Origin of the sequence: Martinezella calliandrae (genome assembly GCF_030272695.1) — a bacterium.
GTDB lineage: Bacteria > Pseudomonadota > Alphaproteobacteria > Rhizobiales > Rhizobiaceae > Rhizobium > Rhizobium calliandrae.
In genome coordinates this window covers 66,729-93,671 of the sequence record NZ_JARFYN010000017.1, presented here as the reverse complement: position 1 = coordinate 93,671, position 26,943 = coordinate 66,729, and the positions used below count along the sequence as shown (strand labels likewise).

Below are 26,943 nucleotides of genomic sequence, written 5' to 3'. Positions count from 1 at the left end.
ATGAGCGGCGAAGCATCCATGGGCGCAAGTTTCTGGCAGCGGGCTGCGCGATTTCGCGCGCTTGTCCCCGTCATGGTGGCCATTTGCGTGATCGGCACGGGCAATAGCCTGTTGACCACATCAGTGTCGCTGCGCCTCAGCGAACCGGATGTCCATCCTGGCACGGTGCAGCTGCTCCTGACCGGTTTTCCGGTCGGCTTTCTGGCGGGCTGCCTCGCCGCGCGCTTTCTGGTCTCGCGCTTCGGCCATCGTGGCACCTTCCTGGCCGTGGGTTTCCTCGCGGCTTTCGCAGGCTTCGGCTACATGGCGACATCAGCGGCGCCGGTCTGGCTCCTGCTGCGAGTTTTGAACGGCTTTGCGATGGCGGTGATATTCGTCGTCTCGGAGAGCTGGATCAATCTCTATGCCGACGAGCGTAATCGCGGCTCCTATTTCTCACTCTACATGATGATGACCTCGCTCGCCGTGCTCTTCGGCCAGCTCATGGTCGAGGCAGCAGGCCCGCATTCCCCCAATCTCTTCCTGATCGCGGCAATGACCGTCACGGTCGGCGTCCTCTATTGCCGGTTCGTCGGCCGTCCCTGGCCGTCGCTGCCGGTGCGCAACATCCACCCGCTGCAGGCTGATGTTTCGACCGCGGATCAACGCTATGGCCTCTGGAAGCTGGCCGTCCTTGCGCCCGTCACCATCATTGCCGTCTTCCAGGCTGGCATGACCAACATGAATGTCTTCGCGTTGACGCCGCTCTACGGCGCGAAGATCGACCTTCCGGCCGCAACGACAATCGGGCTCGTGACGGCATTCAGCATGGGCGGCATGCTGGCGCAGACGCCTGTTGGCTGGCTCTCCGATCGGCTGGACCGCCGCTGGATGCTGCTGGTGCAAGGCATACTCGCAGCGATGTTCTGCGTCTCGATCATCCTGCTCGGAAATAACCTCGTACCGCTGCTCTTCGTGCTGTTCTTCCTCTATGGCGCAACGGCATTGACGATCTATCCCGTTGGCATTGCCTTCGCCAATTCGCAGATCGACAGCCGCCACATGGTCTCGGCATCGGGCGGTCTCCTGCTGCTCTATTCGATCGGCAATGTCATGACACCAGGCATTGCGGCCGGTCTAATGGCGCATGTCGCACCTTACGCACTCTTCATCATGCTTGGCAGCGGTGCGGCGCTCGTTGCCGCCGGCGCCTGCTTCAATCTACGCCGCAAGGCAGTCCATTCGGACTGCCTTGTTTCGTCGGACTGCCTCGTTTCCGGAGCCAATGAATGACCAAGGATTCCAGCTTCGACCTCGTTATCCGCGGAGGCCGCGTCGTGCTTCCCGAGGAAACCCGCGACATCGATGTCGGCATTTGCGGCGGCGTGATTGTCGCTCTCGGCGCCGATCTGCCGGAAGGACGCCAGGAGATATCAGCCGAGGGGCGTTTGGTCTTGCCAGGTGGTGTCGACAGCCATTGCCATATGGACCAGCAACCTTGGGAAGGAAAAGCGACGGCCGACGACTTCAACACGGGTACGCTCTCGGCGCTCTGCGGTGGCACCACGACCGTCATTCCTTTCGCAATGCAGATGCGCGGCCAGTCCCTGCGCGATATCGTTGAGGATTATCACGAGCGGGCGCGGCCGAAGGCGCATATCGATTACGGCATTCACCTGATCGTCGGTGATCCCAGCGCGGAAGTGCTTCGAGACGAAATTCCGGCGTTGATCGCCGAGGGTTGCACTTCGATGAAGATCTACCTCACCTATGACGGGCTGAAGCTCAACGACTACGAGGTGCTGAACGTCCTCGATCTCGCCCGGTCCCACGGCGCTATGGTCATGGTGCATGCCGAGAACGATGCCTGCATCCGTTGGCTTACCGAAAAATTCATCGCCGCTCGCAAGACTCAGCTGCGATATCACGAAAAGGCCCATTCCGAGATCGGCGACCGCGAGGCGACCTTCCGCGCCATCAGCCTGTCGGAACTGATCGAGACGCCGATCCTGGTGAGCCATGTCGCCGCCGGCGGTGCCGTCGAGGAGATCCGTCGCGCCAAGGCGCGGGGCCTGCCGATCTATGCCGAGACCTGCCCGCAATATCTGTTCCTCTCTGCCGAGGATATCGACACCCACGATCTCTCCGGCTCGAAATGCGTCTGCACGCCGCCGCCGCGTGACAAGTCGAACCAGCCGAATATCTGGCGCGGCATTCTGGACGGCACGCTCGAGGTCTTCTCGTCCGACCATTCGCCCTGGAACTATGCCGACAAGATTGCAGGCGGTCCGGAAACACCGTTCAACCGCATTCCGAACGGCATTCCCGGCATTGAGACGCGGCTCGCTCTGCTCTTCTCGGCCGGCGTCAACGGTGGTCGCATGTCGCTGCAGAAATTCGTCGAACTGACCTCGGCCGCCCCCGCGCGGCTCTTTGGGCTCTATCCGCGCAAGGGGTTAATTTCGGTTGGATCGGATGCCGATATCGCGATCTGGGATCCGGATCGGGTCGTGACGATCAACAATGACATGCTGCATCACGCGACGGACCACACGCCCTATGAAGGGCAGACAATCCGTGGCTGGCCGGTCATGACCATCTCGCGTGGCGAATTGGTGTGGAATGACGGAGAGGTACTGTCGGTCCCCGGTCGCGGCCAGTTCATCCCCCGGCAGCGACCATTCCCGCCACAGCAGGGTCTTTCACGGATACTTGCATCATGACGGCGACTGGAAACCCAATGGCTGCGCGGCTCGACGGTAAGGTGATCATGATCACCGGTGCGGCAAGCGGTATCGGATCGGCCATTGCACGCCGTTGCCTGGCGGAGGGCGGCAGCGTCGTCTGCGCCGACCAGTCGGAAGATGCGGTCGGCAACCTTGCTGAAGCTTTGGGGCCACGTTCTGCCGCTATCTTCTGCGACGTCAGGCATCAGCGCTCGATGGAACGGGCGGTCGAAACAGTTCGTGGCCGTTTTGGGCGGCTGGACGGGCTCGTGCACAATGCGGCGGCGCCGTCGCTTGACGGCACGGTCGTCGACCTCAGCGAGGAGCAATGGCGTCTCGAAATCGACGTCAGCCTGACCGGCGCGTTTCTGGCGAGCAAGTTTGCCATTCCGTTGATGACGGCAAATGGCGGTGGCTCCGTCGTGCTGATCGCTTCTCAGTTCGCGCATGTCGCGACCGGCAAGGCAGTCGCCTATTGCGCGGCCAAGGCCGGTCTCGTTCATCTCGCGAAGGCGATGGCGATCGACCATGCCGCTGAGGGCATTCGCGTCAACAGCCTCTCGCCGGGGGCAGTCGCCACGCCGCGGCTACTGCAGCGCTGGCCCGATCTCGAAGCCGCCGACAAAGGCCTCGGCCCTGCGCATTTGCTCAACCGGATTGCTCAGCCGGAGGAGATTGCGGCGGCGACCGCCTTTCTCCTTTCGTCCGACGCTTCCTTCGTCACCGGCACCGACCTTCTCGTGGATGGCGGCTATGCGGTTCGCTGACGTTTTCTTTCACACGCAACTGGAATGGATTTCAAAATGACCCTTCTTGTCACCGGCGGTACTGGTTTCGTGATGAGTGTGGTGGCGCGGGAATGGCTCGACCGCGATCCCGCCGCCCGCGCCGTTATTCTCGATCGCTCCGGCCTCGACGCCATGGCCGAGCAATATTTCGCCCCGGTTCGCGATCGTCTGACGGTCATTACGGGCGATATCTGCGATCCCTCGCAATGGTCCGATGCGCTTGTCGCTCACGGCATAGTGGCGATCGTCCATGGCGCGACTATCACGCCGATTTCGCGCGGCAGCGCCGCCGAGGCGAAGCGCCAGCCCGAGGCGGAGGACCCGGCGAGGATCGTCGACGTCAATCTGATGGGTACGGTGCGGATGCTCGAATGGGCGCGCAACAAGCCCTCGGTCAAGCGCTTCCTCTATGTGAGTTCCGGCTCGGTCTATCGCCACCATGGCCCGGACTGGGCGGGCGAACCGCTGCCGGAAGATGGCTATGTCGCGCCGCTGACGCTTTACGGCATCTCGAAATTCGCCTCCGAAATGGTCGTCAACCGCTATGCGGATCTCTTCGGCATTTCGGCTCTGAGCGTTCGTCTCGCCTCCGTCTATGGCCCGATGGACCGGGCAACCGAAAGCCGCAATTTCCGCCATGTCCCTAACCGTGTCGCCCATATGGCGCTTTCGGGCGACGTGATCCGGCCCAACAGCCTGGAATCGGTCGGCGATTACGTGCATTCCGGCGATGTTGCAAAAGCCGTCATCGCGCTGATCACGGCACCGCGCCTACGCTATCGTCACTACAATATCGGCAGCGGCCGCACGTCGACGACGGGAGATATCGTCGAATGGGCGCGGGAGCGCGTGCCGGATCTGAAGGTCGAAGTCAGCCCCCACGAAACCGCCAACGTCATCCAGGATGCGACGCTGAAGGACGGCATGTGGGGAGAATACGATCTCGCCCGCATCGAGCGCGACACCGACTGGCGTCCGCGCTCCGGCAGGGAGGCGTTCCACGACTACATGGACTGGATTGTCGCCAGCGAGGCTGCGGCGGCAAAGGAGGGGAAATAATGTCCGAGACCGTCAAAATAGAAAACACGGAACGCCAGCCGCGCGACTTCATCGGCTATGGCCCCAAGCCGCCCTTCATGAGCTGGCCCGGCGGCGTCAAGGTCGCGATAAATCTTGTTCTCAATTATGAGGAAGGCTCGGAATATTCCTGGCTGGAAGATGGCCGCAACGACAATTGGGGTGAATACAACATCCCCAACAGCCCCTCCGTACGCGATCTCGGCACGGAGACCCATTTCGAATATGGCAGCCGCGCCGGCGTCTGGCGGTTGGCGCGCCTCTTTGACCGCTACAACATCCCGATTACGGTCTCGGCTTGCGCAGTGGCACTGGAAAAGAACCCCGCCGTGACAGAATGGATGAATGCCCGCGGCCATGACCTGCTGGGTCACGGGCTGCGCTGGAGCGAATATTCGACGGTCGCCCGCGAAGACGAGGAGCGGGAGCTGCACGAGGCGGTCGCTCTCTACAACAAGCTGACCGGTCGCCGCCCGATGGGCTGGAATTGCCGCTCCTTCCCAAGCGTCAATACGCGTGACCTGATCGCAAAGGAGGGCGGGTTCCTCTATTACTCCGACCCCTGCAACGACGATTTGCCTTATTTCATGAACCATGACGGCACGCGCATGCTCGTCGTTCCCTATTCGAAGACATTGAATGACAGCCGCTATCTGATCGCGCCCGGCTACAGCAACCCGCGCGATTTTGCCGAAGATTGCCGCTCCGCCATCGATTACCTGCTCAGCGAGGCAGACGAGACCGGCGGGCGCATGCTGACGATTGGCGTCCACGCCCGCTGGATGGGCCAGCCGAACCGGGCTTCGGGTCTGCGCGACGTCATCGAGCATGTCCAGAAAACTCCCGGCGCCGCCTTTATGCGCCGCGAGGATATTGCCCGCTACTGGCTTGAAAATCATGAAACATTTGGCCGCCATGCGTGATGGGACAGAAGCAGCGTCGCTGGCAAAGCCCGAGGAAACAATGAGCGGTTTGGGGAAAGACATGAACGGTGCTGATGTCGTCGCCTCCATCCTGAAACAGGAAGGCGTGAAGCAGATCATCGGCTTCCCGAACAGCGAGCTCTTCGACGCGTCGGCGCATCTCGACATTCCGCCGATCATAACCCGGACGCCGCGTGTCGCCGTCAATATCGCCGAGGGCTATGCCCGTACCACGGCCGGGCGGGAACTCGCCGTGGTCACGGTACAGTACGGTCCCGGCGCAGAGAGCGCTTTCGGCGGCATCGCCCAGGCCTTCAACGATCGCGCGCCGATCCTTTTCCTGCCCACCGGTTATCCGCGCGGCTCCGAGGCAGTGGCGCCGAATTTCGAGGCGAGTCGCAACTTCCGCCACATCACGAAATGGTGCGAGGCGGTGACCCGCGTCGAGCATCTGCCGAAGCTGATGCATTCGGCCATCACCCGTCTTCGCAATGGTCGCCCAGCCCCCGTGCTTCTTGAATTGCCGGTCGATCTATTGGCCGAAAAGCTCGATCCATCCCACGACATCTATCAGAAGCCCCGCCGCAGCGTGCCGCAGGCCGATGCGGGGGAGATTGCCGAACTGGTCGCAACCTTGCTAGCCGCAAAAAGCCCGGTGGTTTTCGCCGGGCAGGGCGTGTTGGCCGCCTCGGCCTCGAAAGAACTGGTCGAGTTTGCGGAGCTGCTGCGCATCCCAGTCATGACGACGCCGAACGGCAAGAGCGGCTTTCCGGAAAACCATCCGCTGGCGCTCGGTACCGCCGGGCGGGCTCGGCCGGCAACCGTCGATTATTTCATTGACAAAGCCGACGTCGTGCTGGCGCTCGGTACCAGCCTCACCCGCTCGCACTACATCCTGCCGATCGCCAAGGACAAGGTGTTGCTGCACGTCACGATCGACGAGGGTGATCTCGGTAAGGATTATCCGATCGCGCAGGGTATCGTCAGCGACGCCCGCTCCGCTTTGCGGCAGATGATCGCCAATATCAAAAGCGAGCGGCTGGCTATCCCCGATCGCGGCGATATCGTCGAAGAGATACGCTCTATACGCGCCGCGTTCATGGAACGCTGGATGCCCTTCCTGACCGCCGACAGCGAGCCGATCTCGCCCTATCGCGTCGTCTGGGAAATCATGCGCGCCGTTGATCCGACCAAGACCATCGTAACCCACGACGCCGGCAATCCGCGCGACCAGTTCAGCCCTTTCTACGAGGCGACGGTGCCGGGCAGCTATGTCGGCTGGGGCAAGACGACCCAGCTCGGCAGTGGGCTTGGTTTTGCGCTCGGCGCCAAGCTGGCGCGGCCCGAGGCGACCGTGGTGAACCTGATGGGCGAGGCGGCCTTCGGCATGGTCGGCATCGATTTCGAGACGGCGATCCGCTGCAATCTGCCGATCCTGACCCTCGTGATGCGCAACAATGTGCTGGGCGGCTACGCGGCGAGTATGCCGATCGCAACCAAGAAATATGGCGCTAACCGAATGTCGGGCGGCTATGCGCCGATCGCCGAAGCGCTTGGCGGCTACGGCGAATGCGTGACCTCTCCCGCCGATCTGCGCCCGGCGCTGCTGCGTGCTTTAGAAAAAGTAGGCCAGGGGCAGGCGGCGCTGGTCGAGGTCGTGACGCATGAGGAGCCGCGCCTGCCGGGGCTTTGCTGACGGCGCGATAGGAGAGCAACATGTTCGACACGATCATATCGGGGGCCACCGTCGTGAACGCCGACGGTGAGGCCAGAGCCGACGTCGGCATCAAGGACGGGCGGGTCGCCGCGATCCTCACGCTGGGTGATGCGGCTGAGGCCCGCACAGTCGTTGACGCAACTAGCTGCCATCTGTTGCCCGGTCTCGTCGATGCCCATGTCCATCTGCGCGAGCCGGGGCTGACCCAGAAGGAAGATTTCGATAGCGGGACACGGGCGGCGGCGCTCGGTGGCGTGACATCGGTGCTCGACATGCCGACCGACGATCCCTGGACTGCAACATCAGAACAGCTTGCCGAGAAGATGGCGATGGCGAAGGGGCGGATCCACGTCGATGTCGGCTTCCAGGCGGTTCTCAGCCAAGATCTGAGCCTTCTCGAAGGGCTACTTGCCCTCCGACCGGTTTCGCTCGAACTCTTCACTGCCGACGTGCCTGAAGTATTTCGGTTCGACACGATAGATGCCGTTGCCGGGATGCTGAAGCGCCTTGCCGGATGCGACACGCTGATCGGTATCTCTCCGGGCGATCAATCCATTCTGGAAGGCAGCGGTCTGCGCAACCGCGCCGGCGATATCGCCGCATTCCTCGCCAGCCGGCCACCGCTTGCCGAGGCCGGCGGTGTCGCTCGCGCTATACTCGCCGCCGCCGGTACCGGCGCGCGTATCCATGTCCGGCAGGTCAACTCCGCCCTTGGCGTGTCCACATGGCGGCGTCTTCGCGACATGGCTGATGTGACGGTCGAAACGACACCTCAGAACCTGTTCTTTACGGCGGAAGACTACACGACAGCAGGCGCGAATCTGAAGGGATCGCCGCCTTTGCGCGACGCCCGGGATGTCGAGGCACTACGGTTGGCCCTCTCAGAGGGTTTGATCGACATCGTCGCCACTGATCATGCGCCGCACAGTCCAGCTGAGAAGGCGGCGACCTATGCCGCGTTCGCCGATATCCCAGGTGGCACGCCCGGCCTGCAGACCTTGCTTCCGACCATGCTGAAGCTGGTCGCGGAAGGAGTGATCGCTCTCTCCGATCTCGTCCGCATGTGTGCCCGCAATCCGGCCGAGCGTTTTGGTCTAGGTGGATCGAAGGGCGTGATCGCGCCGGGTTACGATGCCGATATCCTCGTGGTCGACAGGCGCCGAACGAGCGTCATCACCGATGCCGAACAGGCCTCGCGAGCTGCCTACACCCCCTTCGACGGCTGGAGCATTCCAGCAAGGCTGACCCACGTCTTCCTACGGGGAGAAGAGATAGTTCGCGACGGGGCAATCACCGCCGAAGCCCATGGCGCCGTTGTCGCCCGCAGAGCCTGAGGAAAGCACTATGTCCATGCTGCAGAACAAAATTACCATTGTCACCGGCGCTAGCTCTGGTCTCGGTCGCGCCATTGCCTTGCGCTATGCAGCCGAGGGGGCGTCGGTCGTCATCGCGGATATGATCGAAGCGCCGCTCGAGGGCGGCGAGACCACGCTCGAGCGGATCCGCACCGGCGGCGGTCAGGCTCTTTTCGTCAGGACGGATATTTCCAGTTGGGATGCCGTCGATGCGCTGGTCCGCGAGACGGTCAATCATTTCGGCCGGCTCGACGTGATCGTCAACAACGCGGCGATCTATACCTCGACCAATCTGTTGGAGACGACGCCGGAGCAATGGGGGCGCGTCATCGGCGTCAATCTCACCGGCTTCTTCTATTGCTGCAAGCGGGCCGCACAGCAGTTCCTCGCGCAGGAGCCGGTCAACGAGGTACGCGGCCGCATCATCAATATTTCCTCGCAGCACGGAATGGTCGCGTGCCCTGGCGATTTTCCCTATGGCGTCAGCAAGGGCGGAATCGTTCAGATGACGCGCCAGATTGCGGTCGATCATGCCGACGACCTGATCATCTGCAATGCAATCGCGCCGGGCAAGATCGTCACCGGCAAGCCGGGTGTCGCCAATAATCCCGATGCGCTTGATTATTCGCGCCGCCGCACGCCTTGGCCGCGCCTCGGCGCGCCGGAGGATGTCGCCGGCGCGGCCCTTTTTCTGGCAAGCGACATGGCGAGCTACATGACCGGCATCAACCTGATGGTGGACGGTGGCTGGATGGCCGGCTGAACTTTAACGAAAACCGGCTGTCTGCCGGAGAATGAAAGGAAACACAAATGGATCTGGGACTAAAGGGAAAGACGGCGTTGGTTCTCGGCGCTGGCGGCGGCCTTGGCGGCGCGATCGCCACGACGTTGGCGGTGGAAGGAAGTCGTGTCGCGGTTGCCGATATCAACAAGGAAGCAGCCGAAAAGACGGTTGCGGCGATCGAGGCAGGTGGCGGCAGCGCCATTGCGCTTGCATGGGATCTCGCGGACTTGAGCATCATCGCTTCGAACCTGTCTGCGATCGAAGCCCGATTCGGATCGGTGGATGTGCTCGTCAACATCACGGGTGGGCCGCCGCCGACATTGGTTGCCGGCCAGAGTGCTGAAAGCTGGCGGAAGCATTTCGACAGTATGGTGCTGTCAGTCATTGCGATCACTGACGCGGTGCTGCCGATGATGCGCGAAAAGAAATGGGGGAGGATCATCACCTCGACCTCGTCGGGCATCGTTGCCCCGATCCCGAACCTCGGCCTCTCGAATGCCCTTCGCATGTCGTTGCTCGGCTGGTCCAAAACGCTTGCGGGCGAAGTCGGCCGCGATGGCATCACAGTCAATATCGTCCTGCCTGGCCGCGTCGCGACGCAGCGCATTACCTTCCTTGATGAGCAGAAGGCCAAGCGCGAGGGCCGGACTGTCGAGGATGTCTCGGCGCAGAGCACCGCCTCTATTCCCGTCGGCCGCTACGGCGATCCCCAGGAATATGCCGATGTCGTCGCGTTCCTAGCAAGCGAGCGCGCATCCTATGTCACCGGAAGTGTCCTGAGGATCGACGGCGGCCTAATCGCCAGCGTCTGAGGACGACTGACAGTCGACTTTGCGACTAGCCCATTTGCTGACGTCAGAACAGGCGCGCGTGTGGAGAGTTGTGCCTTTGGAAGCTCGCGACGGATCGCGGCACGCGCCGCGGACGTCTCAACGCCATACCAGTCTGGTCGAGGAAGTAATACAAATACGGGCCCGTCGTGTTCGTGACTTCGCTTAACTGTCGTGGGAAAAGAAATAATTTGAAAAGGCTTCTCCCTTGCCGCTGTCGCCATCGAAGGATTGATGCATTTCAAGGGGGCGGCGCTGCTGGGCGTAGAGCCAATGGAAGCGGAAGACATCCTTGTTGGCGAACACATTGGCGGCAAGCGCAAACTCGACAGCCTGACGTCAGAACACAATATCCTTCCACAGGGTGCGTGTCGCCTTCTCCGGATCGGCAACGGTTGTAAGGTCGTATACCTGCCAGCCGGGATCACCCGTCTTGGCGAAAGAAGCCCATGCACTGTGCATCGCTTCAGCCAGAGACGGGGGTGGCGCATCACCTATGGATGCCTTGGCTTGACCTAATGTGAGAGCGTAGAAGCTGAATGGCACATCGACAAAATGCGCGGCACCCAGACGACCACCAAATCCACGCGACTTCCACGAGATATTATAGTGCCAAGTCTCTCGGTTCCCACTCCTTAGCTCGGCAAGTTCGGATAGCTTCGGCACTGCAGTGCATCCGGTCGCCCCCCGCCGGGGCGACCTTTTAGATATGGCTGAGCGGCCATTTCAAGGCGCGATCATACCGATCGATGCCGACCGGCTCATTGGGCCTTTCCGCCCAGCATCGTCAACGACACATGCGAGGCGGAGGTATCGGCACGCCACATTCAATCGCGGTGCTCGGGCATTTTCTTCAATTCGTCCTTCGTCCAGCTTGTGACGGCATGGACGTCGCCGTCTTCATCCCGCATGAAATCGAGATCCGAAAGTGGAACTGCGACCGGCTTAGCACCGATGCCCAGGAATCCCCCGACATCAATGACAGCAGAACGCCCGGCGCCTGCGCCATGAATATGGTCCACGGTCCCAATCTTGCTTTCGTCGGCTCCATAGATAGTTGCACCTTCAAGGACGGCCGGGGTAAGTTCGGAAGGCGTCAAGCGTACGTGGTTGGTGTGATCCATGTGTGTTTCCTCCTGTGTTGGAGGAGGAATAATCGAGCAGCGAGCCGAATGTTCCGCCAATCGAGAGCCTAGCAGTCGCGGAGCTTTTGAGAAGAACGGATCCACAGCGCGGCCGTGGCACCAAAAATCGGTCAACGAACCAGCGAAATTTTCACCTCCTGATTTTGTATTATCTGAAAATCAAGCGCCAACGTGCGTGGATCGAGTGCCTGGAGCCACCTTTTCCTGGCGCAGTCTGAGCACCGGCGGACTTCACGCCTACAGCATGCTGAAGAAGAGCGATGCGCTGGATCTGGCCTACGTGGAGCGTAGGCCTAAAGTCTCTTGGATATTCATCGCGCTTGGCAATCTGGGGTCAAAATCTCCCAGAACTCAACAAGCAAAGGACCTGGACAAGCTCGACCAGCACTCGGAAGCGTTTCGCAACCGCTTCGTCCTCTTTATGCCCCCTTGCTCGCTCGGGCACCCGGTGCATTGGGAGGCTCGAACGACATGGAGTTAAAGTCTGGTCTGTGGACTAGTAGAGGTAGGCTCACGTGGCGGCGAGACGAACATGCTCGCTTTGTACAATCACGCTATCTCCACCCTTTCTATATTCAATCTCGTGGCAGCCGACCGATTGGCGCGAGCTGCCCATCAGGTTGTTTCCAACAGGTTCGGAGCGGTCGTGAGTGCATTCGTCGTCGTCGAAGCAAATGTTTTAAACGTGGAAGTGCGAGATGAGTACGCACAACTTGCCGCACCGATCATCGAGCGGTTCGGTGGCAACCCTGTCGCATTCGGCCCATGGCAGGAACTCGTCGGCCAGTCCGACCACAAGGTCGGCATGATCGTCCAGTTCGAAGACCGTAAAGCCGCTGAGAGCTGGTTCAATTCGCCTGAGTATCAAGCGTTAAAGGATCTTCGCTCGGCGGCGATCGAATGTCGGTTCCGCCTTTTGGGCTGACAAACCCCGCTCACCTTCGAAACAAAACACACCACGTTCGCGACGGCCGGCGCCTGTCGGCTCACGCCCTCGCGACTAATTGCAAAGGGCATCGAAATGAAACTCACTGGCAATACGATCTTCATCACTGGCGGCGGTTCCGGCATTGGGCGCGGCCTCGCAGAGGCGCTCCATAAGCTCGGGAATAAGGTCATCGTCGGCGGTCGCCGCCAGGGCCATCTGGACGCCGTGGTGGCAGCCAATCCCGGTATCGAAGCCGTCGAGCTCGACATTACCGATCTCGGCAGCATCGAAAAGGCTGCGGCCTATCTCATCAAGCAGTATCCTGATTTGAACGTCGTCTTCAACAACGCGGGCATAATGCTTCCCGACGCAGCGTCGACGAAGCTCGACGACAAGCAGATGGTCGATACCATCACCACGAACGTCATCGGCCCGATGCGTCTTTCCTCGGCTCTGGTCGATCATCTGAAGACCAAGGAAAACGCCGTTATCGCATATACGAGTTCCGTCCTAGGCTTCGTGCCGCTTGCGTTCACCGCCGTCTACTCTTCCACCAAGGCTGCCATCCACTCCTACGCCCTCTCTCAGCGCTTCATGCTTCGCGACACTTCGGTCCGCGTGCTTGAAATCGCTCCGCCATGGGTCCGCACCGAACTGATGAACAGCTCCGAGGCCGAGGCCGCGATGCCGCTCGACAAATTCATCGCAGGTACGATCGAAGCGCTCGGTACTGATGCCGACGAAATCCTCGTCGAGGAGGCGCGTGGGCTGCGCAACAATGCGGGTCCTCAGGAACACGAGCTCGTCAACGGCTTCAACGCACAGATGCTGGCGCTCTTCCAGGCGGCGTGATCGAAGCGACTATCCAACAGATTGGGACCGGCCACTAATCAGTGGCCGTCCTTTTTTATTGTAGCATTGAGACCCTTGACAGGAGACTGCCGTCCCAAAAATATCGCGCGCGGTTCCTCCCAAAAATGAGCAATTCGTCCAATCGGCAGCCGCCTTTGGCCCTGACATCGGGCTGCGCCCGTTCCCACATCATCGTCGTGAAAATTGGCTCCACGAGGTGACATCGTGAACATCGACCGACCGCTTGTCCTCGTCGTCGAGGATGAAATCTTCCTAAGAATGATTTTGGTAGCCCAACTGCTCGACGCGGGCTTCGATACCGTCGAGTGCGGCAACGCAAGTGATGCGGAGTTTATGCTGGCATCCTATCCCGAAGTCGACGTAGTCATCGCGGACGACGTCCTGCTGGACGAGCCCGACAGCCGTCGGTTCGCCGAGCGCGTCGTGGCCCAGTGGCCCGACAAGAAGGTCGTCCTTACAACCCACAAGCCTGGAAACGGCCTGATCGAAAGTGAAGACATCCGATATTTGCGGAAACCTTTTAAGATCGATGAGCTGACATCGCTCATGCTGGAGATGCTGGTCGCCCCGGCTGTGCGGGCGAGGCGCACTGGCAGTCTGTGACGTCGGCCATGTCGCAACGGGCGGCAGTGCGGAGCAAGCGCCGGGATCGTAGAGTTGCTTGTGGACGGACTGGACAGTCAGTGTCCGCATGCCGGCGTCCGGGCGGTCTGGGTAACGCGCCGCGCGGGGACTGCGCCTGCGCTCAAGATCGTCATCTCGCGAAATTCGTCTGAATCTAAAGCGTCCCTGTTGACCGACGAGCCGCAGGCGCTAAGGCGAGCGCATAAGACGAGTCCCCTCGGATCGACTAGTTGAAACGGGTCGGTATAAACCCACTATTGGTGTGATCGGTCCAGTACTGGCTTCGTTATATCTCGTGTCGACTTCATGCTCTCCACACGTTAGCAAAAGATGCTGGCAGCATTGCCGCTAAATCCAGGGCGACGGTTCAGGTCTAACGAACTCGTTGCGATCGGCAGCCCTGGCTCCGGCGCCGGCCAACGCGTCCCGATGCAGTTCGCGATGTCGGCGATCGCCTTGAAGACCGCCGGGTGCGATCAGCGGCTCTACTCGGCGAACCGGAGGCACTCGATTTATCTTGAACTGCGGTCGATTTGTCTGATGACATTCGGAGTGGCGGAGGCCATAGCCCGAGAACTGGCTCCATTCGGAAATCGCATTGCGCTGTCCTTCGTATTCGGCTCACTGGCAAGAAGGGAAGCGCGGTGGGAAAGCGACGTTGCCTGATGATCGTTGGCGCTCTTGACGTCTTCGATTTGGGCCAAGCGATCAAGCCTATCGAAGATACGTTAGGGAGGTAGGTCGACCTCAATCTGCACGCCAGACGAATGGAAATCGCTCCAGGAAGACCATGTCCTCCGAACGATCCTGCAGGGTGAGCGCATTGCGGTGATCGAGAACTGAATCGAAGAGCATCGAGCGCGACGATCCACAATCTGCTTCGAATATTCAAATCTCGTCTGCTTCCTACAACGCAACCGACACCCGCTCGTCTAGTCTGCCTCGCTATCGATTTCGATGAGAGGTGCGCCCGATGAAGACAATCACCGTTAACGGCAGAGACGTCCAGGTCGACGTTCCCGACGACATGCCGCTCCTTTGGGTTCTCCGCGATATTCTGGGAATGACCGGTACGAAATATGGATGCGGCATCGCCCAATGCGGCGCGTGCACCGTCCATGTCGACGGTGACGCCGTCCGCGCTTGCCAGACCACGATCGGAGCGCTTGGCAATTCGAAGTTAACGACGATCGAGGGCGTCGGCGAGACGCCGAATGGCAAGAAGGTGCAGAGCGCCTGGCTCGGCAAGGAGGTCGTCCAGTGCGGCTACTGCCAGTCTGGGCAGATCATGTCCGCCACTGCTCTGCTCGACCATATCCCCCATCCCACCGACGCCGACATCGACGACGCCATGTCAGGCAATCTCTGTCGCTGCGGGACGTACGGCCGCATCAGGGAAGCAATCCATGCAGCAGCGACGGCTTGAGGTGTGACATGACCGATTTCGTTCAGACAAGGCGCGCGTTTCTGAAGGCTTCAGTCGCGGTTAGCGGCGGCCTAGTGCTGGCGACGCAGATGGGCAGGAGCCGGGCGCTGGCAGCCGACGCCGACGCCTTCGTTCCCAACGCGTTCATACGGATCGAGAAGTCCGGCCCTGTCGTGCTCGTCATCCCGCACACGGAAGTCGGGCAGGGCATCTACACCTCAAGCGCGATGCTGGTCTGTGAAGAACTCGAACTTCGCCTCGACCAGATCGCTGTTGAACCTGCCCCGCCTGACATCAAGAAGTACATTGACCCGTTCCTCGGCGACCAGGCCACTGGCGGGTCGCTTTCGACGCGCGCCGACTGGAAACGCCTGAGAGAAGCCGGCGCTGCAGCTCGCATAATGTTGGTGGGCGCTGCGGCCGCACGATGGGGCGTCTCGCCCGCCGCCTGCAGGGCGGAGCTGGGCGTCGTTCATCACGAGGCCAGCGGTCGATCCTACTCCTACGGCGACCTTGCAGCCGACGCCGCCGGGCAGCCGGTGCCGACTACGATTCCACTCAAAGACCCGAAAGACTTCCGGCTTGTCGGCAAGACGCAAAAGCGCCTCGACACGCCCGCCAAGGTGAATGGAGGCGCGCAGTTCGGCATCGATGCCAAGATACCGGGAATGAAGATCGGAACGCTCGCGATCTCTCCCGTCAAGGGAGGCAGGCTCGCATCCTCCGACGTGGCCGCAGCGCGCGCGGTCCCGGGCGTACGCGACGTCGTTTCGGCAGGTGATGACCTCGTCGCGGTCATCGGGGATCACATGTGGGCTGCCCTCCAAGGACTGGAGGCGCTTAATCCGCAATGGAGGGCAGGCGAGAACGCCGAAATAAGCTCGGCCTCCCATGTAGCGGCTCTCGACGCCGCATCGAGAAACGCGGGCGTCGTCGCCCGAAGGGAAGGCGACGCCGACAAGGCCATTCAGGACGCCGCCGTAAAGGTGACACAGGTCTACCAGTCGCCCTTCATGTCGCATTCTCCGCTCGAGCCGTTGAACTGCACACTACATGTCCGGCCAGACGGTGCCGACCTTTGGATGGGAACACAGGTTCCGGTAAGGGCGCAGATCGCCGTCGCAAACGCCACCGGCCTCCCTCAAGAAAAGGTCGTCGTCCATAACATGTTGATGGGGGGCGCATTCGGCAGGAAGCTTGACATCGACATGGTGGAGGTAGCGGCCAAACTTGCCAAGAACGTCTCCTACCCGGTGAAGTTCGTCTGGAGCCGCGAGCAGGACATGACGCACGACTACTACCGGCCGTTCTACTACGACCGCGTGTCGGCCGGCCTGGACAATGACGGCAGGCTTGTCGGTAGGACGCACCGCGTGGCGGGGCCGTCGATCCTTGCCAGATGGGCGCCGCCGGCATTCAAGGACGGCCTTGACAGCGACGCCGTCGAGGCTGCGGCAGAAACGCCGTACGAAGACGGAGCGGTGCTCGTCGATTACGTGCGGTACGAACAGGAAGGCATCAACACGGGCTTCTGGCGCGGTGTCGGACCGACACACAATTCATTCGTCGTAGAGAGCCTCATCGACGAGCTTGCGCACGCGGCAAAGAAGGATCCACTCGATTTCCGGAGGTCGATGCTCGCGAAGAACCGGAGAACGCTGGCGGCCCTCGACAAGGTCGCCCAGCAGGTGGAATGGCGGCGTCCACTTCCGAAGGGGCAGGGACGTGGCCTAAGCGTGCTGAACGCCTTCGGCTCGTTCGTCGCCCTCTGCGTCGAGGTCGACGTCGCCGATGGCCGGAATGTGATCATTCGGAAAGTAGTCGCCGCGATCGATTGCGGGATGACCGTTAATCCCGACACGGTCGTAGCGCAGATGCAGGGCGGCATCATCTTTGGCCTCAGCGCAGCCATGTTCAGCGAAATAACCTTCACCGATGGGGCCGTCGACCAGAACAACTTCGACGGCTACCGCGTGCTGCGCATGAACGAGGCACCTGTCGTAAACGTTCATCTGATTTCTAGCAACGAGAATCCGGGCGGTGTCGGCGAGGCGGGGACGGCAGCGGCCGCGCCGGCGCTGACGAACGCCATCTTCGCGGCATGTGGCAAGCGTCTCCGGAAGTTGCCGGTGGCGTCGTCGTTGCCGACGGCATGATCGCGGAAGGCACCCGTCGGTCGGGAAGATAGAAAGGCCGTCCAGTATTTGGCGATATAGGTCAGAGCTTTGCCGTGTGGTCACTTCCCAGCGGCATGGGCGCGGTGATACGCGGCCGAGATGAGTAACGTCCGTGCGATTGAGACCTAGGCAAGACGATCCTGACCGCACAGTCTCAGAAGGGTGTTGGAGCGCCCCTCCCGCACTTGCGGCAACGCGTTACGTTGCAGCTCGTTCGACCTGGACGCGATGCTGGGACGTCTCTGCCGCTCGTGCTTATGATCCACTTTTCGGTGGGATGAATCCCGCGCGCTGACCAGGCCCGACCTCAGGACCGACGAACAGCTGGACGTTTAGATCGTCGGTAAGATTTAATGGCGGTTCCTTATTATCGAGCTGATGATCTGCACCGAGGCGTCGGTTTTCGATATGCTTTTCCTGAAGCTCGCTTTCAGTTCGCGGCTCAATTCCGACTCTTAAGAATTTCAACTTCAGGCGTTATTGAGCGCGCGTCGATTGAAGGCAAGACGGGTACAAGCGATGTCCCATGACATCAGTGCGCGTGCATGTTGCCGCGAGGCTGCCTGCGTGAACGGAACGCCAAAAATGCCAGAAAGCCGGTAACAATGATGATCACGAGACCGCCGATGGCAAACCTAACGTATGGTCCGAAATCGATCCGCTGCTCGCCGGCTCTCTGCTTCTCGACCTGTTCCGGCGTAACGAAGCCCGGTTTGTCTCCAAAGCGTCCAACGATGTAGTTTGCAACCGCCGCGATCTCAATGTTATTGAGCGACAGCCTGAAGGATGGCATGCTTACGACGCCTGTCGATGTGTTTGCCTTCTGTCCGCTAAGGACGACCTGGACGATATTCGAGCCGACTGCGTCATTGGCAGTCTTACTCCCCCTTAGGCCGGCGAACGGCGTCGACATGCCGCCGCCGTTCCAGCTATGACAGCTCGCGCAATTTCCGGCGAAGACCTTCTGTCCAAGCCCGGCGTCCCCCGTCCCAGGCACGTAGCGGCCATCCTGCAACGCGGACGGAGCTGCGGCTACCCTTGGATCGCGCTCGTTAGAGACCGGAGCGGTGTCTTTCAGGTACACGGCGAGCGAATGGATGTCCTGATCGTTGAGATGGCTTAGGCTCAGCCGGACGACTTCCTCCATCGGGCCGGATGCCGAACCACGATTCTCGGCGTGCCCCGTCTTCAGAAACTGCTCGAGTTCCTGCATGGACCAGTCGCCGATCCCCAGCGCGGCGTCGGCCGATGCGTTATAGGCGCGCCATCCCTCGATCTCAGCGCCGGAAAACATCCGGCTGGCCTGAAGGCCGAACGTGACATTCCTGGGCGTATGACATTCCCCGCAGTGGCCCAGGGCGTTCGCAAGGTAGTTGCCGCGATTCCATTCCGCTGATTTTCCGGGATCGGGCTTGAACCGCGCGGCGTCAAGGTTGAGAGCGTTCCAGAAGGCCATTCCCCAGCGCTGGTTGAAGGGAAAGGAAAGGCTATTGGCGGTTCTCGGCTGATGAACCGGCGGCATGCTGAACAGGTATGCCTTGATCGCGAGTACGTCCTCGCGGGAGATCTGGGTATACGAAGCATAGGGGAAGGCGGGATAGAGGTGCTCGCCATCCTTGCTGATGCCTTCGTGCACGGCGCGTACGAACTGGTCGTCGGTCCATGCCCCGATCCCGGTCTCGTTGTCCGGCGTGATGTTCGTCGAGTAGATGACGCCGAAGGGCAGGGTGAAGGCGCGGCCGCCAACGAACGGCGTGCCGCCTGGCACAGTATGGCACGAGATGCAATCCCCAGCTCGTGCCAGATACTCTCCGCGTGCGACTATGGCCGCAGGGGCGTCGCCAGTTGTCGGATCGCCGTGCGCCTGCTGCTGGGCGAGGGCGGCGGATGCGGACAGGAGAAAGAGCCCCGCGCCGACGAGTGCATTGAACTTCATGGTGGCCTCCACAGGATACCGGTCGCAGCTCGCGATGCTGCTGGCCGATATTCGCATTTGGAGGCGGACGGGATTGAACGATGTTGATGATGATTGGACGAAGCGAGCGTGAAGCGATCGGGTGCGGCTTGCGCGGCGGATCGCCGATCAGAGCATGTTGACGCACACTTCCAGACTCTCGTCTCGAGACGCGCAGGCGGGCACAGGAAGGCGCCGTACAGACGGTCCGAGGCCTTCCAGCCTCGCCGATTAATTCACTCTTTTGAGACAAGTCCTGCGATCAAATCAACATTAGTATCGGCGCTCGCGACAAATACTTCTTGGCCGTAGGGGTAACCGCTGTATAGGAGCAAGCTCGAGCTTCCCGATCAATGGTTGCATTTCCGCAGCTTCACGCCTACGGAAATTGGAACGACTGAGCAGGTGGAAAAATGGACCCGATCGCAAAAGAACTGGGCACTGAACCCTCACAATCTGGGCGTCTGGAGATCGTGGTTCCTGAAGAGACGCTTGTTGCGGGCCAGGACAACGCGATTAACTTCATCATCAGAAATCCATTTTCGGTGCCAATTTCTGTCACCGAGGTCGCAGGCCCGAGTTCTCAGACCGTGACCGCTGTCGTTAAGGATCGAACACGGAACGGTGCGGCTGCGGTCAAGGCGGCGTCGGGGTTTCTGGAAGGAATGTCTGGCGTATTGGCTTCGATCTCACTACCGCTCGCCGGGATCAAAATCGAGACCCAAAGGCAATCTAACAGAGAAGTCAACGTCATCGCGCAGCCCAATTCGAAGGTCAAATTTGATGAAGACGTGGGGCCCTACACGACGCTTAATATCACTGCGGAGGAGGGGTCTAATGTAGAGATCGGAAAGCAGCTTACTGAGCCGAAGAATCTGGTCGATACCGTCATTATACCGCCGGGGAGCGAACGCATTTTCACTGTTTTTGTTCGTACAACGCATTGGCTGTTGTTTACGCCGCGACGATTCCCCGTAAATATTCAGCTCGGCTTCGAGCTTGATGGGCGCTTCAGGAGCCAGGTCGTTGCCGCCACTTTTTCGATAAACCCACCGCTTGGCTCCATTTTGCTGGGATCGATTTTCGGCGGTTCGCTGGGCGCACTAGCCCGCTCCCTTCAAACGCCAGCGGACATCGGTCTGATCTCGCTTGTCCAAGGCGCAGCCGCAGTTGTTATGAGCATCATTGCTTCTATAACGTTGTCCCGAAAGACTGGTGCTCAGAGCTTCATCACGGTCGAGGATTTCTTCGGCGCTTTCGCGATCGGCGCCTTGATCGGATATGGTGGTTCCGAATATTTCCGTCGCGCAATCATGCCAGGATCAACGGAGCATTCGGGATCCGGATCCTGATGGCTGCCTCAATGTCTTCGTACGTAGATCTCAAAGCACCATTCGGATGCGGACGGGTTTCCGGCTTGGGCAAACGGGACCATTTATTCGTTCCGGACGCCTGGCATAAGTCGCTTACCCATGGGCTCGTACAATGCCAGGCCCTCCAGCCGGAGCCGCGCGAGATCAACCTTGACCAAGTCGAACACTCGCAACCAGCGAAACGCTGGCTTCATATCGAGTGCGACCGCCTCCAGCCGGAATGCCTCGTCATCATGCTCGAATGCGCTTGAACCATCGAAAGAGAGGGCAAGGAGATCTGTTGGTCCCACTGCTGGCATCAGCTCGATTCCCTCGTAGACGTTGCGATGCCAGTCCGTGATGTGGGATTGCCATTTTGCAAAGTTCCCACCGCCCTTCAATCGATACTCGGCGCTCAGGAGCACGTCGGGGCAGGCGACCGAGTGAAGCGCCAGGTATTTCGGACATCCGGGCGTGAGCGCTTTAAACCGCTGCGACGTGTTGATACCAGCGACGGAGATCAGCGCCGGCAGCTTCTCGAAGCTGTAAAACGCGTTCCATTCGACTTCGCTTGCGCGGTCATTGTAGCTGCACTCAACGGCGTAGATCATCGGCGTCGTCCACTTTGCTGGCGGTTGCGAACCGCGGGAGGGAAAGGCCTCGGACACCTTCGCTAGAGCGTAGCCGAGCTTTCTGTCACTCCGCCGCCTGCGGGAACACTTCGTCCTCGTCTTCCTTTTCGTGGACGCGGGGTTTGTAGCCCGACCGGAGCACGACGTAGAACACCGGTGTTAGGAACAGGCCGAAGATCGTCACGCCCAACATCCCGCTGAACACCGCGGTTCCGAGCGATCGGCGCATTTCCGCGCCGGGTCCCTCGGCCACCGCCAGCGGCAGCACGCCGAAGATGAAGGCGAACGCCGTCATAAGGATGGGCCGCAGGCGATGATGGCTGGCCTCGATTGCCGCCTCGACGGCGGTCTTGCCTTCGTCCTGGGCCTGGCGGGCGAACTCGACGATGAGGATCGCGTTTTTCGCCGCCAGTCCGATTAGGACGACGAAGCCGATCTGGGTGAGGACGTTGTTGTCCATCCCCCGGACGTAGACGCCCAGTAGCGCGCCAAGGACGGCCAGCGGCACGATCAGGATGATGGACAGAGGAAGGATCCAGCTCTCGTACTGGGCGGACAGCGCAAGGAAGACGAACACGACCGATAGGACGAAAATCCACGATGCGTTCCCGCCCACATGCGTCTCCTGGTAGGCAAGGTCGGTCCATTCGAACGTCGTCCCAGGCGGCAGGATCTTCGTCGCGAGTCCTTCCATCTTCTTGATTGCCTCTCCGGTCGACGTGCCGGGCGCGGTGTTGCCCTGAAGAGGCACGGATACGTACATGCCATAGCGCTGCACCAGCGGGGGGCCGCTAGTCTCATGGATGTCGGCAAGCGTTCCAAGCGGCACTAGGGCGCCGGTCGCCGACTTGACCTTCAGGTCGAGCATGTCGTCCCGCTCCATGCGGAACTGCTTGTCGGCCTGCGCACGCACCTGATAGACGCGTCCGAAGGCGTTGAAGTCGTTCACGTATGAGATCCCGAGGTTGCTGGCGAGCGTGTCGAAGATGTTCGGGATCGGCACGTTCAGAAACTGGGCCTTGTCCCGGTCGATATCGACGAAAAACTCGGGGCTGGATTCCGAGAAGGTCGTGAACACTCCCGAAAGGCCTGGCGTCTGGTTCGCAGCCGCCATCAACTGGCGGGTCAGGCCAAGGACTCGCGTCATGCTCGCGTTTTCAAGATCCTCGATTTGCATTTTGAAGCCGCCGGAGTTGCCGATGCCGCGGACGGGCGGCGGTGGGATAGCGATGATAAAGGCTTCCTGCTCGCTCCGCAGGTTCTTGTAGAGGTTGCCGATGATGGAGGTTGCGGTCTGACCGTCCTTCAGTCTCTCCTCGAACGGCTTGAAGGGAGTGAAGACTACGCCCGCATTCGACGCGTTTGTGAACGTTGCGCCACTGAAGCCCGCGAATTCTACTGCGTTACCGACGCCGGGCGTGTTCTTGGCGATCTCGGCAACGCGCTTGACAACCGCGTCAGTGCGATCGAGCGAGGCGCCATCCGGAAGCTGCACGACGATGATGGCGTATCCCTGGTCCATGACCGGAATGAAGCCGCTTGGCACCTTGGTGCTGAGGAAGTAAGTCGCGCCAAGCAGGCAAGCGAAGATGAGGAGCGCGATCCCGCGTCCAGCCCAGGAGGTGACGAATACCCGGACGATGGAGGAATACCCTCTGCTCATAGCATCGAAGCTTCGATTGAAGCCGGCGGCGGCTCCGTGACCGATGCGCGAGAAGATATTCCGCTTGTGGTGATCCTGCCGGTGGACGTGTTTTTTGAGAATGATCGCGGCGAGGGCGGGAGACAACGTCAGCGAGTTTAGCGCGGAGATTGCCGTCGCAATCGATATCGTCACCGCGAACTGTTTGTAGAACTGACCAGAAATGCCGGGGATGAAGGCAGTCGGCGCGAAAACGGCGATCAGAACGAGCGAGATCGCGACCACAGCGGTGCCGACCTCGTTCATGGTCACGTGCGACGCCTTGCGCGGGCTCATGCCCTTAGCGAGGTTTCTTTCCACGTTCTCGACGACGACGATCGCATCGTCGACCACGATCCCGATCGCGAGAACGAGGCCGAATAGCGTCAGCATGTTCAACGACATCCCGAAGGCGGAAAGGAACGCAAAGGTGCCGATGAGCGAAACCGGAATAGCGACGATCGGAATGATCGCGGTCCTCCAGGACTGGAGGAATATAAGGACGACGATTGCGACGAGCACGGCAGCCTCGCCAATGGTCCGATAGACCTCCGTGATCGACTCCGAGACGAAGGCGGTCGTATCGTAGACGATCCGGTATTCGAGGCCAGGCGGGAAGCTCTTGCCCGCTTCACTCATGATCTGCTTGATGTGAGCGGCGGTATCCAGGGCATTCGTTCCGGGTCTCGCAAAGATGCCAAGGGCGACCGCCGCTTGATTGTTCAAATAGCTGTTCGTGACGTAGTCCTGCGCGCCGAGCTCGATCCGGGCGACGTCCTCAAGCTTGACGAGACGGCCGTCGGGCGTCGACTTGACGATCACGTAACGGAATTGCCGGGCTTCAGAGAAGCGCCCGTCGGTCCTGACCGTGTACTGGAAGGAATTGTCACTGCCTGCCGGTGGCCCGCCGATCGATCCGCCCGACACCTGTACGTTCTGATCTCGGAGCGCCTGCACCACGTCTGCGGAGGTCATCCCGTAGGACGCCAGCTTTTCAGGATCCAGCCAGATGCGCATGGCATATTGGCGCTCACCGAAGATCTGGACGTCGCCGACGCCTTGCAGGCGCACGAGTGTGTCCCGGATACGGTTACGCGCGTAGTTCGAGGTGTAGAGCTGGTCATAGCGTCCCGTAGGCGACAGAATGTGAATGACCATCATGAGGTCGGGCGAACTTTTGTTCGTCGTCACGCCCAGTCGCTGGACTTCCTCCGGCAGACGGGGAAGGGCGATGGCTACGCGGTTTTGGACAAGAACCTGCGCCTTGTCCAGGTCGGTACCAAGCTTGAAGGTAATGGTCAGCGACATCGCGCCGTCGGCGCTCGAGTAGGAAGACATGTAGAGCATGTCTTCGACGCCGTTCACTTCCTGCTCGATGGGCGTCGACACGGTGTCAGCGATGGTCTGGGGATCGGCGCCCGGATAAGACGTCCGGACTACGATCGTAGGAGGCGCAATTTCCGGGTACTGAGTTACCGCGAGCTGAAAGTATGCGACCGTTCCGACGATCATCAGGATGACGGAGATGACCGACGCGAAGATCGGCCTATCGATGAAGAAGTGCGCGAACCTCATTTCGTCGTCTCCGTCGCTGCAGCGGCTTCCTGACTAGAGGAGGGCGCTTCGTTGTTTTCCTGGGGCAGCACGACCGTGACGGGCGTGACCTTAGCACCGGGACGCACACGAACGACGCCTTTGACGACGACGTTCTCATCGCCTGTCAGGCCGGTTCGGATAACGCGGTACCCGTAAAGCTTCGGGCCGGACCGGACGGCCTTTGTGGTGACCGTTCCGTCCGCGCTCAGCACGTAGACGATGCGCTCGTTCTGATCCGACGAGATCGCCTCGTCCGGTATGAGGATCGCCTTGTAGGGATTGGAGCCCTCGATGCTGACCCGCCCAAAGAGACCGGGTTGCAGAATGAAGTCCGGGTTCGAGAACCTGGCGCGGACGCGAAGCGTGCCCGTGGCTGGGTCCACGACGTTTTCGGCGAAGTTCACCTTGCCGGTGAATTTGGTATGGTCGCGGTCCGAAAGCGTCACCGTGACGGCGATGCCGCCGCCGCCTTCCTGAAGCACCTTGCCTTGGGTGCGGGCGGTTTCCGCGTAGCTGAGCAATCGCCGCTCATCCACGTCGAAGTAGAGGTCGATCGGGTCGAGAGCCACGATCGTGGTGAGGATCGTCTGGTCGGCCTGGACCAGATTTCCGACGGAGATGAGGTGCCGGTCGATGCGGCCGCTCAGCGGCGCGGTGATATTGCTATACACGAGGTCGAGCTTGGCGCGGTCCACGCTCGCCTCCGCGCCCTGGACGCTCGCCTCCGCCGATTGTAGCTCGCGACGCCGGTCGTCCAGGGTCGAGACCGATTGGCTGCCCGACTTCACGAGCGCGTCTACCCGGTCAAACTGCGCCCTCGCATAGGTGAGCGTCGAATTCGCCACGGCAAGGCTCGCCTTGGCCTCGCTCAAAGCGGTGTCGAACGGCCGCTGGTCGACCTGAAAGAGGTTGTCTCCCGCCTTGACGAGCTGGCCGTCCTGGAAGTCGATGTTTTGAAGATAGCCGCCGACGCGGGAGCGGACTGAAACCTGTTCCGACGCCTGGAAGCGGCCGATGAAGTCGTCGGTGTCGACCACTTCCCGGACGAGCGGCTTAGCAACGGAGACCTGAGGCGGGGGTGGGGCCTGCTGGGCGGACGCCTGGGCACTGAAGAGTGCAGCCATAAGTGGGAGCAGCGGCAACGCGAGCTTGCGAGAGAACATGTAATTATCCTCGATGTTGACGGGCGCCGAAATGCGGGCCTTCGATGGCGTCTTCGTTCTTCACGCCTGCGAGCGAACCCGTCAGGAATTGCGCCTCGCCCTTGCCGAAGGACCAGTCGGCGTCGGTGTTTTCGACGACCGAGATGACGAGGTCTGAGGGACTGACGCCGCATTCGTCTTCCAAGGCTTTCGCCAAGGAACTGTAGAAGGCCGTCTTTTCCATCATCGACCGCGGACGGCTGACAACCTGGACGACGACAAGATCTTTCGTCCGCTGAAAACCGAGGCCGGTGTCCAGCGCAACCACATGAATGGGCTCGTGCTCCGTTACGACCTGGTAGCGGTCGCTCTCGGGTATGCGGAACGATTCGACCAACGCGCGGTGTGCATGGTCCAGAAGCTTTGCGAGCTGATCGGGGGAACGACCTTTGATGAGGTCGAAACGGACGAGGGGCATGATGAGACCTTTGCGCGGCGGCCGCGGTGGCTGCGGGAATTCGGACCGCTACCGTAGGCCCGCCATTCCGAAACGATTGTCGGAAAGCAGCTTTTTAGGAGAATACTGACCGGATTGGGTCAAACTCTCTTCAGAGGCCATGGAGAAAGGCGTCGCGGTACTCCGACGACGCCTCGAAAGTGCTGCACGGCGAAACGCCGAAGCGGTCAGGCGGGGTTCAGCTCTTCGGGGAAGAATCCGCCGAACATCGGGTTGCCGCTCTGCGATTCAGCACGGGTAGCCTCGTCCTGCAGAACGTCCCAGTGTTCGGCAAGCTTGCCATCCTCGATCCGAACGACATCTGCCGCGACCCACGCGACGCCGCGACCATTTCCCGAGAAGCGGCCGTGGACGATCACATAGTCGTCTTCGGCCACGATGAGCTGATGTTCGTACTTCAGGGTTGGCGGCACCGCGCGAATGAGGTCGAAGAGGCCTTCGCGGCCTGGCTTGATGTGCGCACTATGCTGAATGTAGTGGGGCGACCAAAAATCCCAAGCGGTGTCGTAATCGCGCTTGTTGAAGAGCGTGTCGAAGGCCTTCAGAACAAGGGCCTTGTTTTCTTCCGGGGTCGTCATCGGCTTTCTCCTTTTTGGCGCGGCCGCTTCGGAATTTCAATGCGAATTCGGGACCGGCGCGATCGTGAAGACGTACCCCGCTGCTGACGGCTGGTATTGAAAATAGCGAGCACGGCGTTGGACGATCCGGATCGGAAGC

23 protein-coding genes are annotated in these 26,943 nt (G+C 60.7%); 15 read left to right on the top strand and 8 right to left on the bottom strand.

Translation table 11 applies throughout. The features are described 5' to 3' along the window. Genes PY650_RS15140 through PY650_RS15100 form a run of 9 tightly spaced genes read left to right on the top strand, consistent with a single transcriptional unit; the run spans position 1 to position 10,161 of the window. Positions 1-1,272 carry an MFS transporter gene (locus PY650_RS15140; RefSeq protein WP_285880161.1) on the top strand — a complete coding sequence of 424 codons (1,272 nt, stop codon included), beginning with the start codon at positions 1-3 and terminating at the stop codon, positions 1,270-1,272. After that, on the top strand, positions 1,269-2,702 hold the full coding sequence (gene hydA, locus PY650_RS15135; protein WP_285880160.1) for a dihydropyrimidinase: 1,434 nt from the start codon (positions 1,269-1,271) through the stop codon (positions 2,700-2,702). The genes PY650_RS15140 and hydA overlap by 4 nt, the downstream gene beginning before the upstream one ends. Beyond that, positions 2,699-3,472 (top strand): SDR family NAD(P)-dependent oxidoreductase, encoded by a 774-nt coding sequence (locus PY650_RS15130; RefSeq protein ID WP_285880158.1) that lies wholly within the window; start codon positions 2,699-2,701, stop codon positions 3,470-3,472. Before hydA ends, PY650_RS15130 begins: the two co-directional genes overlap by 4 nt. A gap of 36 nt (positions 3,473-3,508) precedes the next feature. After that, complete coding sequence (locus PY650_RS15125) at positions 3,509-4,552, top strand: NAD-dependent epimerase/dehydratase family protein (protein ID WP_285880157.1); 1,044 nt, start codon at positions 3,509-3,511, stop codon at positions 4,550-4,552. Then, positions 4,552-5,493, top strand: a complete 942-nt coding sequence (locus PY650_RS15120; protein ID WP_285880156.1) for an allantoinase PuuE — start codon at positions 4,552-4,554, stop codon at positions 5,491-5,493. Before PY650_RS15125 ends, PY650_RS15120 begins: the two co-directional genes overlap by 1 nt. Further along, a complete protein-coding gene (locus PY650_RS15115; RefSeq protein WP_285880155.1) occupies positions 5,468-7,189 on the top strand; it encodes a thiamine pyrophosphate-requiring protein in 1,722 nt (573 codons plus the stop codon). The genes PY650_RS15120 and PY650_RS15115 overlap by 26 nt, the downstream gene beginning before the upstream one ends. A gap of 20 nt (positions 7,190-7,209) precedes the next feature. Beyond that, on the top strand, positions 7,210-8,544 hold the full coding sequence (locus PY650_RS15110; RefSeq protein ID WP_285880154.1) for a dihydroorotase: 1,335 nt from the start codon (positions 7,210-7,212) through the stop codon (positions 8,542-8,544). A gap of 10 nt (positions 8,545-8,554) precedes the next feature. Further along, on the top strand, positions 8,555-9,328 hold the full coding sequence (locus PY650_RS15105; RefSeq protein WP_285880153.1) for an SDR family NAD(P)-dependent oxidoreductase: 774 nt from the start codon (positions 8,555-8,557) through the stop codon (positions 9,326-9,328). A 47-nt stretch (positions 9,329-9,375) separates the two neighbouring features. After that, positions 9,376-10,161: an SDR family oxidoreductase gene (locus PY650_RS15100; protein ID WP_285880152.1), complete on the top strand. Its 786-nt coding sequence runs from the start codon at positions 9,376-9,378 to the stop codon at positions 10,159-10,161. A gap of 357 nt (positions 10,162-10,518) precedes the next feature. Here the strand turns inward: PY650_RS15100 and PY650_RS15095 are convergent, their stop codons facing one another. Both PY650_RS15095 and PY650_RS15090 read right to left on the bottom strand, forming a co-directional pair. Then, positions 10,519-10,845, bottom strand: a complete 327-nt coding sequence (locus tag PY650_RS15095) for a hypothetical protein (RefSeq protein WP_285880151.1) — start codon at positions 10,843-10,845, stop codon at positions 10,519-10,521. Between the two features lie 161 nt (positions 10,846-11,006). Continuing rightward, the gene (locus tag PY650_RS15090) at positions 11,007-11,303 is read right to left on the bottom strand and encodes a PRC-barrel domain-containing protein (RefSeq protein WP_285880150.1); all 297 of its coding nucleotides are present in this window, start codon (positions 11,301-11,303) and stop codon (positions 11,007-11,009) included. 667 nt (positions 11,304-11,970) lie between these two features. Between PY650_RS15090 and PY650_RS15085 the strand changes: the two genes are divergently transcribed. The 5 genes from PY650_RS15085 to PY650_RS15065 all read left to right on the top strand — a co-directional run bounded on the left by PY650_RS15085 (position 11,971) and on the right by PY650_RS15065 (position 17,331). Then, positions 11,971-12,249, top strand: coding sequence for a DUF1330 domain-containing protein (locus tag PY650_RS15085; protein ID WP_285880149.1), 279 nt, complete (start codon positions 11,971-11,973; stop codon positions 12,247-12,249). 96 nt (positions 12,250-12,345) lie between these two features. Next, positions 12,346-13,104: an SDR family oxidoreductase gene (locus tag PY650_RS15080; protein WP_285880148.1), complete on the top strand. Its 759-nt coding sequence runs from the start codon at positions 12,346-12,348 to the stop codon at positions 13,102-13,104. A gap of 225 nt (positions 13,105-13,329) precedes the next feature. After that, positions 13,330-13,728, top strand: a complete 399-nt coding sequence (locus tag PY650_RS15075) for a DNA-binding transcriptional response regulator (protein ID WP_285880146.1) — start codon at positions 13,330-13,332, stop codon at positions 13,726-13,728. Between the two features lie 994 nt (positions 13,729-14,722). Continuing rightward, positions 14,723-15,175 (top strand): (2Fe-2S)-binding protein, encoded by a 453-nt coding sequence (locus tag PY650_RS15070; RefSeq protein ID WP_285880144.1) that lies wholly within the window; start codon positions 14,723-14,725, stop codon positions 15,173-15,175. 8 nt (positions 15,176-15,183) lie between these two features. After that, positions 15,184-17,331 (top strand): xanthine dehydrogenase family protein molybdopterin-binding subunit, encoded by a 2,148-nt coding sequence (locus PY650_RS15065; RefSeq protein WP_285880143.1) that lies wholly within the window; start codon positions 15,184-15,186, stop codon positions 17,329-17,331. 553 nt (positions 17,332-17,884) lie between these two features. Here the strand turns inward: PY650_RS15065 and PY650_RS15060 are convergent. Further along, positions 17,885-19,288, bottom strand: coding sequence for a cytochrome c (locus PY650_RS15060; protein ID WP_285880141.1), 1,404 nt, complete (start codon positions 19,286-19,288; stop codon positions 17,885-17,887). A gap of 431 nt (positions 19,289-19,719) precedes the next feature. On the opposite strand from PY650_RS15060, the gene PY650_RS15055 reads away from it, so the two are divergent. Next, positions 19,720-20,658 carry a hypothetical protein gene (locus PY650_RS15055; protein ID WP_285880139.1) on the top strand — a complete coding sequence of 313 codons (939 nt, stop codon included), beginning with the start codon at positions 19,720-19,722 and terminating at the stop codon, positions 20,656-20,658. A gap of 83 nt (positions 20,659-20,741) precedes the next feature. Here the strand turns inward: PY650_RS15055 and PY650_RS15050 are convergent, their stop codons facing one another. From PY650_RS15050 to PY650_RS15030, 5 genes are all read right to left on the bottom strand, one after another. After that, positions 20,742-21,269: a sugar ABC transporter gene (locus PY650_RS15050; RefSeq protein WP_285880137.1), complete on the bottom strand. Its 528-nt coding sequence runs from the start codon at positions 21,267-21,269 to the stop codon at positions 20,742-20,744. Positions 21,270-21,354: 85 nt separating this feature from the next. After that, positions 21,355-24,546 carry an efflux RND transporter permease subunit gene (locus PY650_RS15045; protein ID WP_285880136.1) on the bottom strand — a complete coding sequence of 1,064 codons (3,192 nt, stop codon included), beginning with the start codon at positions 24,544-24,546 and terminating at the stop codon, positions 21,355-21,357. Further along, positions 24,543-25,730 carry an efflux RND transporter periplasmic adaptor subunit gene (locus tag PY650_RS15040; RefSeq protein ID WP_432761534.1) on the bottom strand — a complete coding sequence of 396 codons (1,188 nt, stop codon included), beginning with the start codon at positions 25,728-25,730 and terminating at the stop codon, positions 24,543-24,545. The genes PY650_RS15045 and PY650_RS15040 overlap by 4 nt, the downstream gene beginning before the upstream one ends. Positions 25,731-25,734: 4 nt before the next feature. Continuing rightward, positions 25,735-26,187, bottom strand: a complete 453-nt coding sequence (locus PY650_RS15035) for a tautomerase family protein (RefSeq protein WP_285880135.1) — start codon at positions 26,185-26,187, stop codon at positions 25,735-25,737. 206 nt (positions 26,188-26,393) lie between these two features. After that, entirely contained in the window at positions 26,394-26,804 is a 411-nt protein-coding gene (locus tag PY650_RS15030; protein WP_285880134.1) for a nuclear transport factor 2 family protein, read from the bottom strand. Positions 26,805-26,943 lie beyond the last annotated feature (139 nt).

Excerpts from the sequence above, each read along its gene's own strand:
- PY650_RS15140 (WP_285880161.1), top strand. The coding sequence starts at position 1 with ATGAGCGGCGAAGCATCCATGGGCGCAAGTTTCTGGCAGCGGGCTGCG.
- hydA (WP_285880160.1), top strand. The coding sequence starts at position 1,269 with ATGACCAAGGATTCCAGCTTCGACCTCGTTATCCGCGGAGGCCGCGTC.
- PY650_RS15130 (WP_285880158.1), top strand. The coding sequence starts at position 2,699 with ATGACGGCGACTGGAAACCCAATGGCTGCGCGGCTCGACGGTAAGGTG.
- PY650_RS15125 (WP_285880157.1), top strand. The coding sequence starts at position 3,509 with ATGACCCTTCTTGTCACCGGCGGTACTGGTTTCGTGATGAGTGTGGTG.
- PY650_RS15120 (WP_285880156.1), top strand. The coding sequence starts at position 4,552 with ATGTCCGAGACCGTCAAAATAGAAAACACGGAACGCCAGCCGCGCGAC.
- PY650_RS15115 (WP_285880155.1), top strand. The coding sequence starts at position 5,468 with ATGAAACATTTGGCCGCCATGCGTGATGGGACAGAAGCAGCGTCGCTG.
- PY650_RS15110 (WP_285880154.1), top strand. The coding sequence starts at position 7,210 with ATGTTCGACACGATCATATCGGGGGCCACCGTCGTGAACGCCGACGGT.
- PY650_RS15105 (WP_285880153.1), top strand. The coding sequence starts at position 8,555 with ATGTCCATGCTGCAGAACAAAATTACCATTGTCACCGGCGCTAGCTCT.
- PY650_RS15100 (WP_285880152.1), top strand. The coding sequence starts at position 9,376 with ATGGATCTGGGACTAAAGGGAAAGACGGCGTTGGTTCTCGGCGCTGGC.
- PY650_RS15090 (WP_285880150.1), bottom strand. The coding sequence starts at position 11,303 with ATGGATCACACCAACCACGTACGCTTGACGCCTTCCGAACTTACCCCG.
- PY650_RS15080 (WP_285880148.1), top strand. The coding sequence starts at position 12,346 with ATGAAACTCACTGGCAATACGATCTTCATCACTGGCGGCGGTTCCGGC.
- PY650_RS15070 (WP_285880144.1), top strand. The coding sequence starts at position 14,723 with ATGAAGACAATCACCGTTAACGGCAGAGACGTCCAGGTCGACGTTCCC.
- PY650_RS15065 (WP_285880143.1), top strand. The coding sequence starts at position 15,184 with ATGACCGATTTCGTTCAGACAAGGCGCGCGTTTCTGAAGGCTTCAGTC.
- PY650_RS15060 (WP_285880141.1), bottom strand. The coding sequence starts at position 19,288 with ATGAAGTTCAATGCACTCGTCGGCGCGGGGCTCTTTCTCCTGTCCGCA.
- PY650_RS15055 (WP_285880139.1), top strand. The coding sequence starts at position 19,720 with ATGGACCCGATCGCAAAAGAACTGGGCACTGAACCCTCACAATCTGGG.
- PY650_RS15050 (WP_285880137.1), bottom strand. The coding sequence starts at position 21,269 with ATGATCTACGCCGTTGAGTGCAGCTACAATGACCGCGCAAGCGAAGTC.
- PY650_RS15045 (WP_285880136.1), bottom strand. The coding sequence starts at position 24,546 with ATGAGGTTCGCGCACTTCTTCATCGATAGGCCGATCTTCGCGTCGGTC.
- PY650_RS15040 (WP_432761534.1), bottom strand. The coding sequence starts at position 25,730 with ATGTTCTCTCGCAAGCTCGCGTTGCCGCTGCTCCCACTTATGGCTGCA.
- PY650_RS15035 (WP_285880135.1), bottom strand. The coding sequence starts at position 26,187 with ATGCCCCTCGTCCGTTTCGACCTCATCAAAGGTCGTTCCCCCGATCAG.
- PY650_RS15030 (WP_285880134.1), bottom strand. The coding sequence starts at position 26,804 with ATGACGACCCCGGAAGAAAACAAGGCCCTTGTTCTGAAGGCCTTCGAC.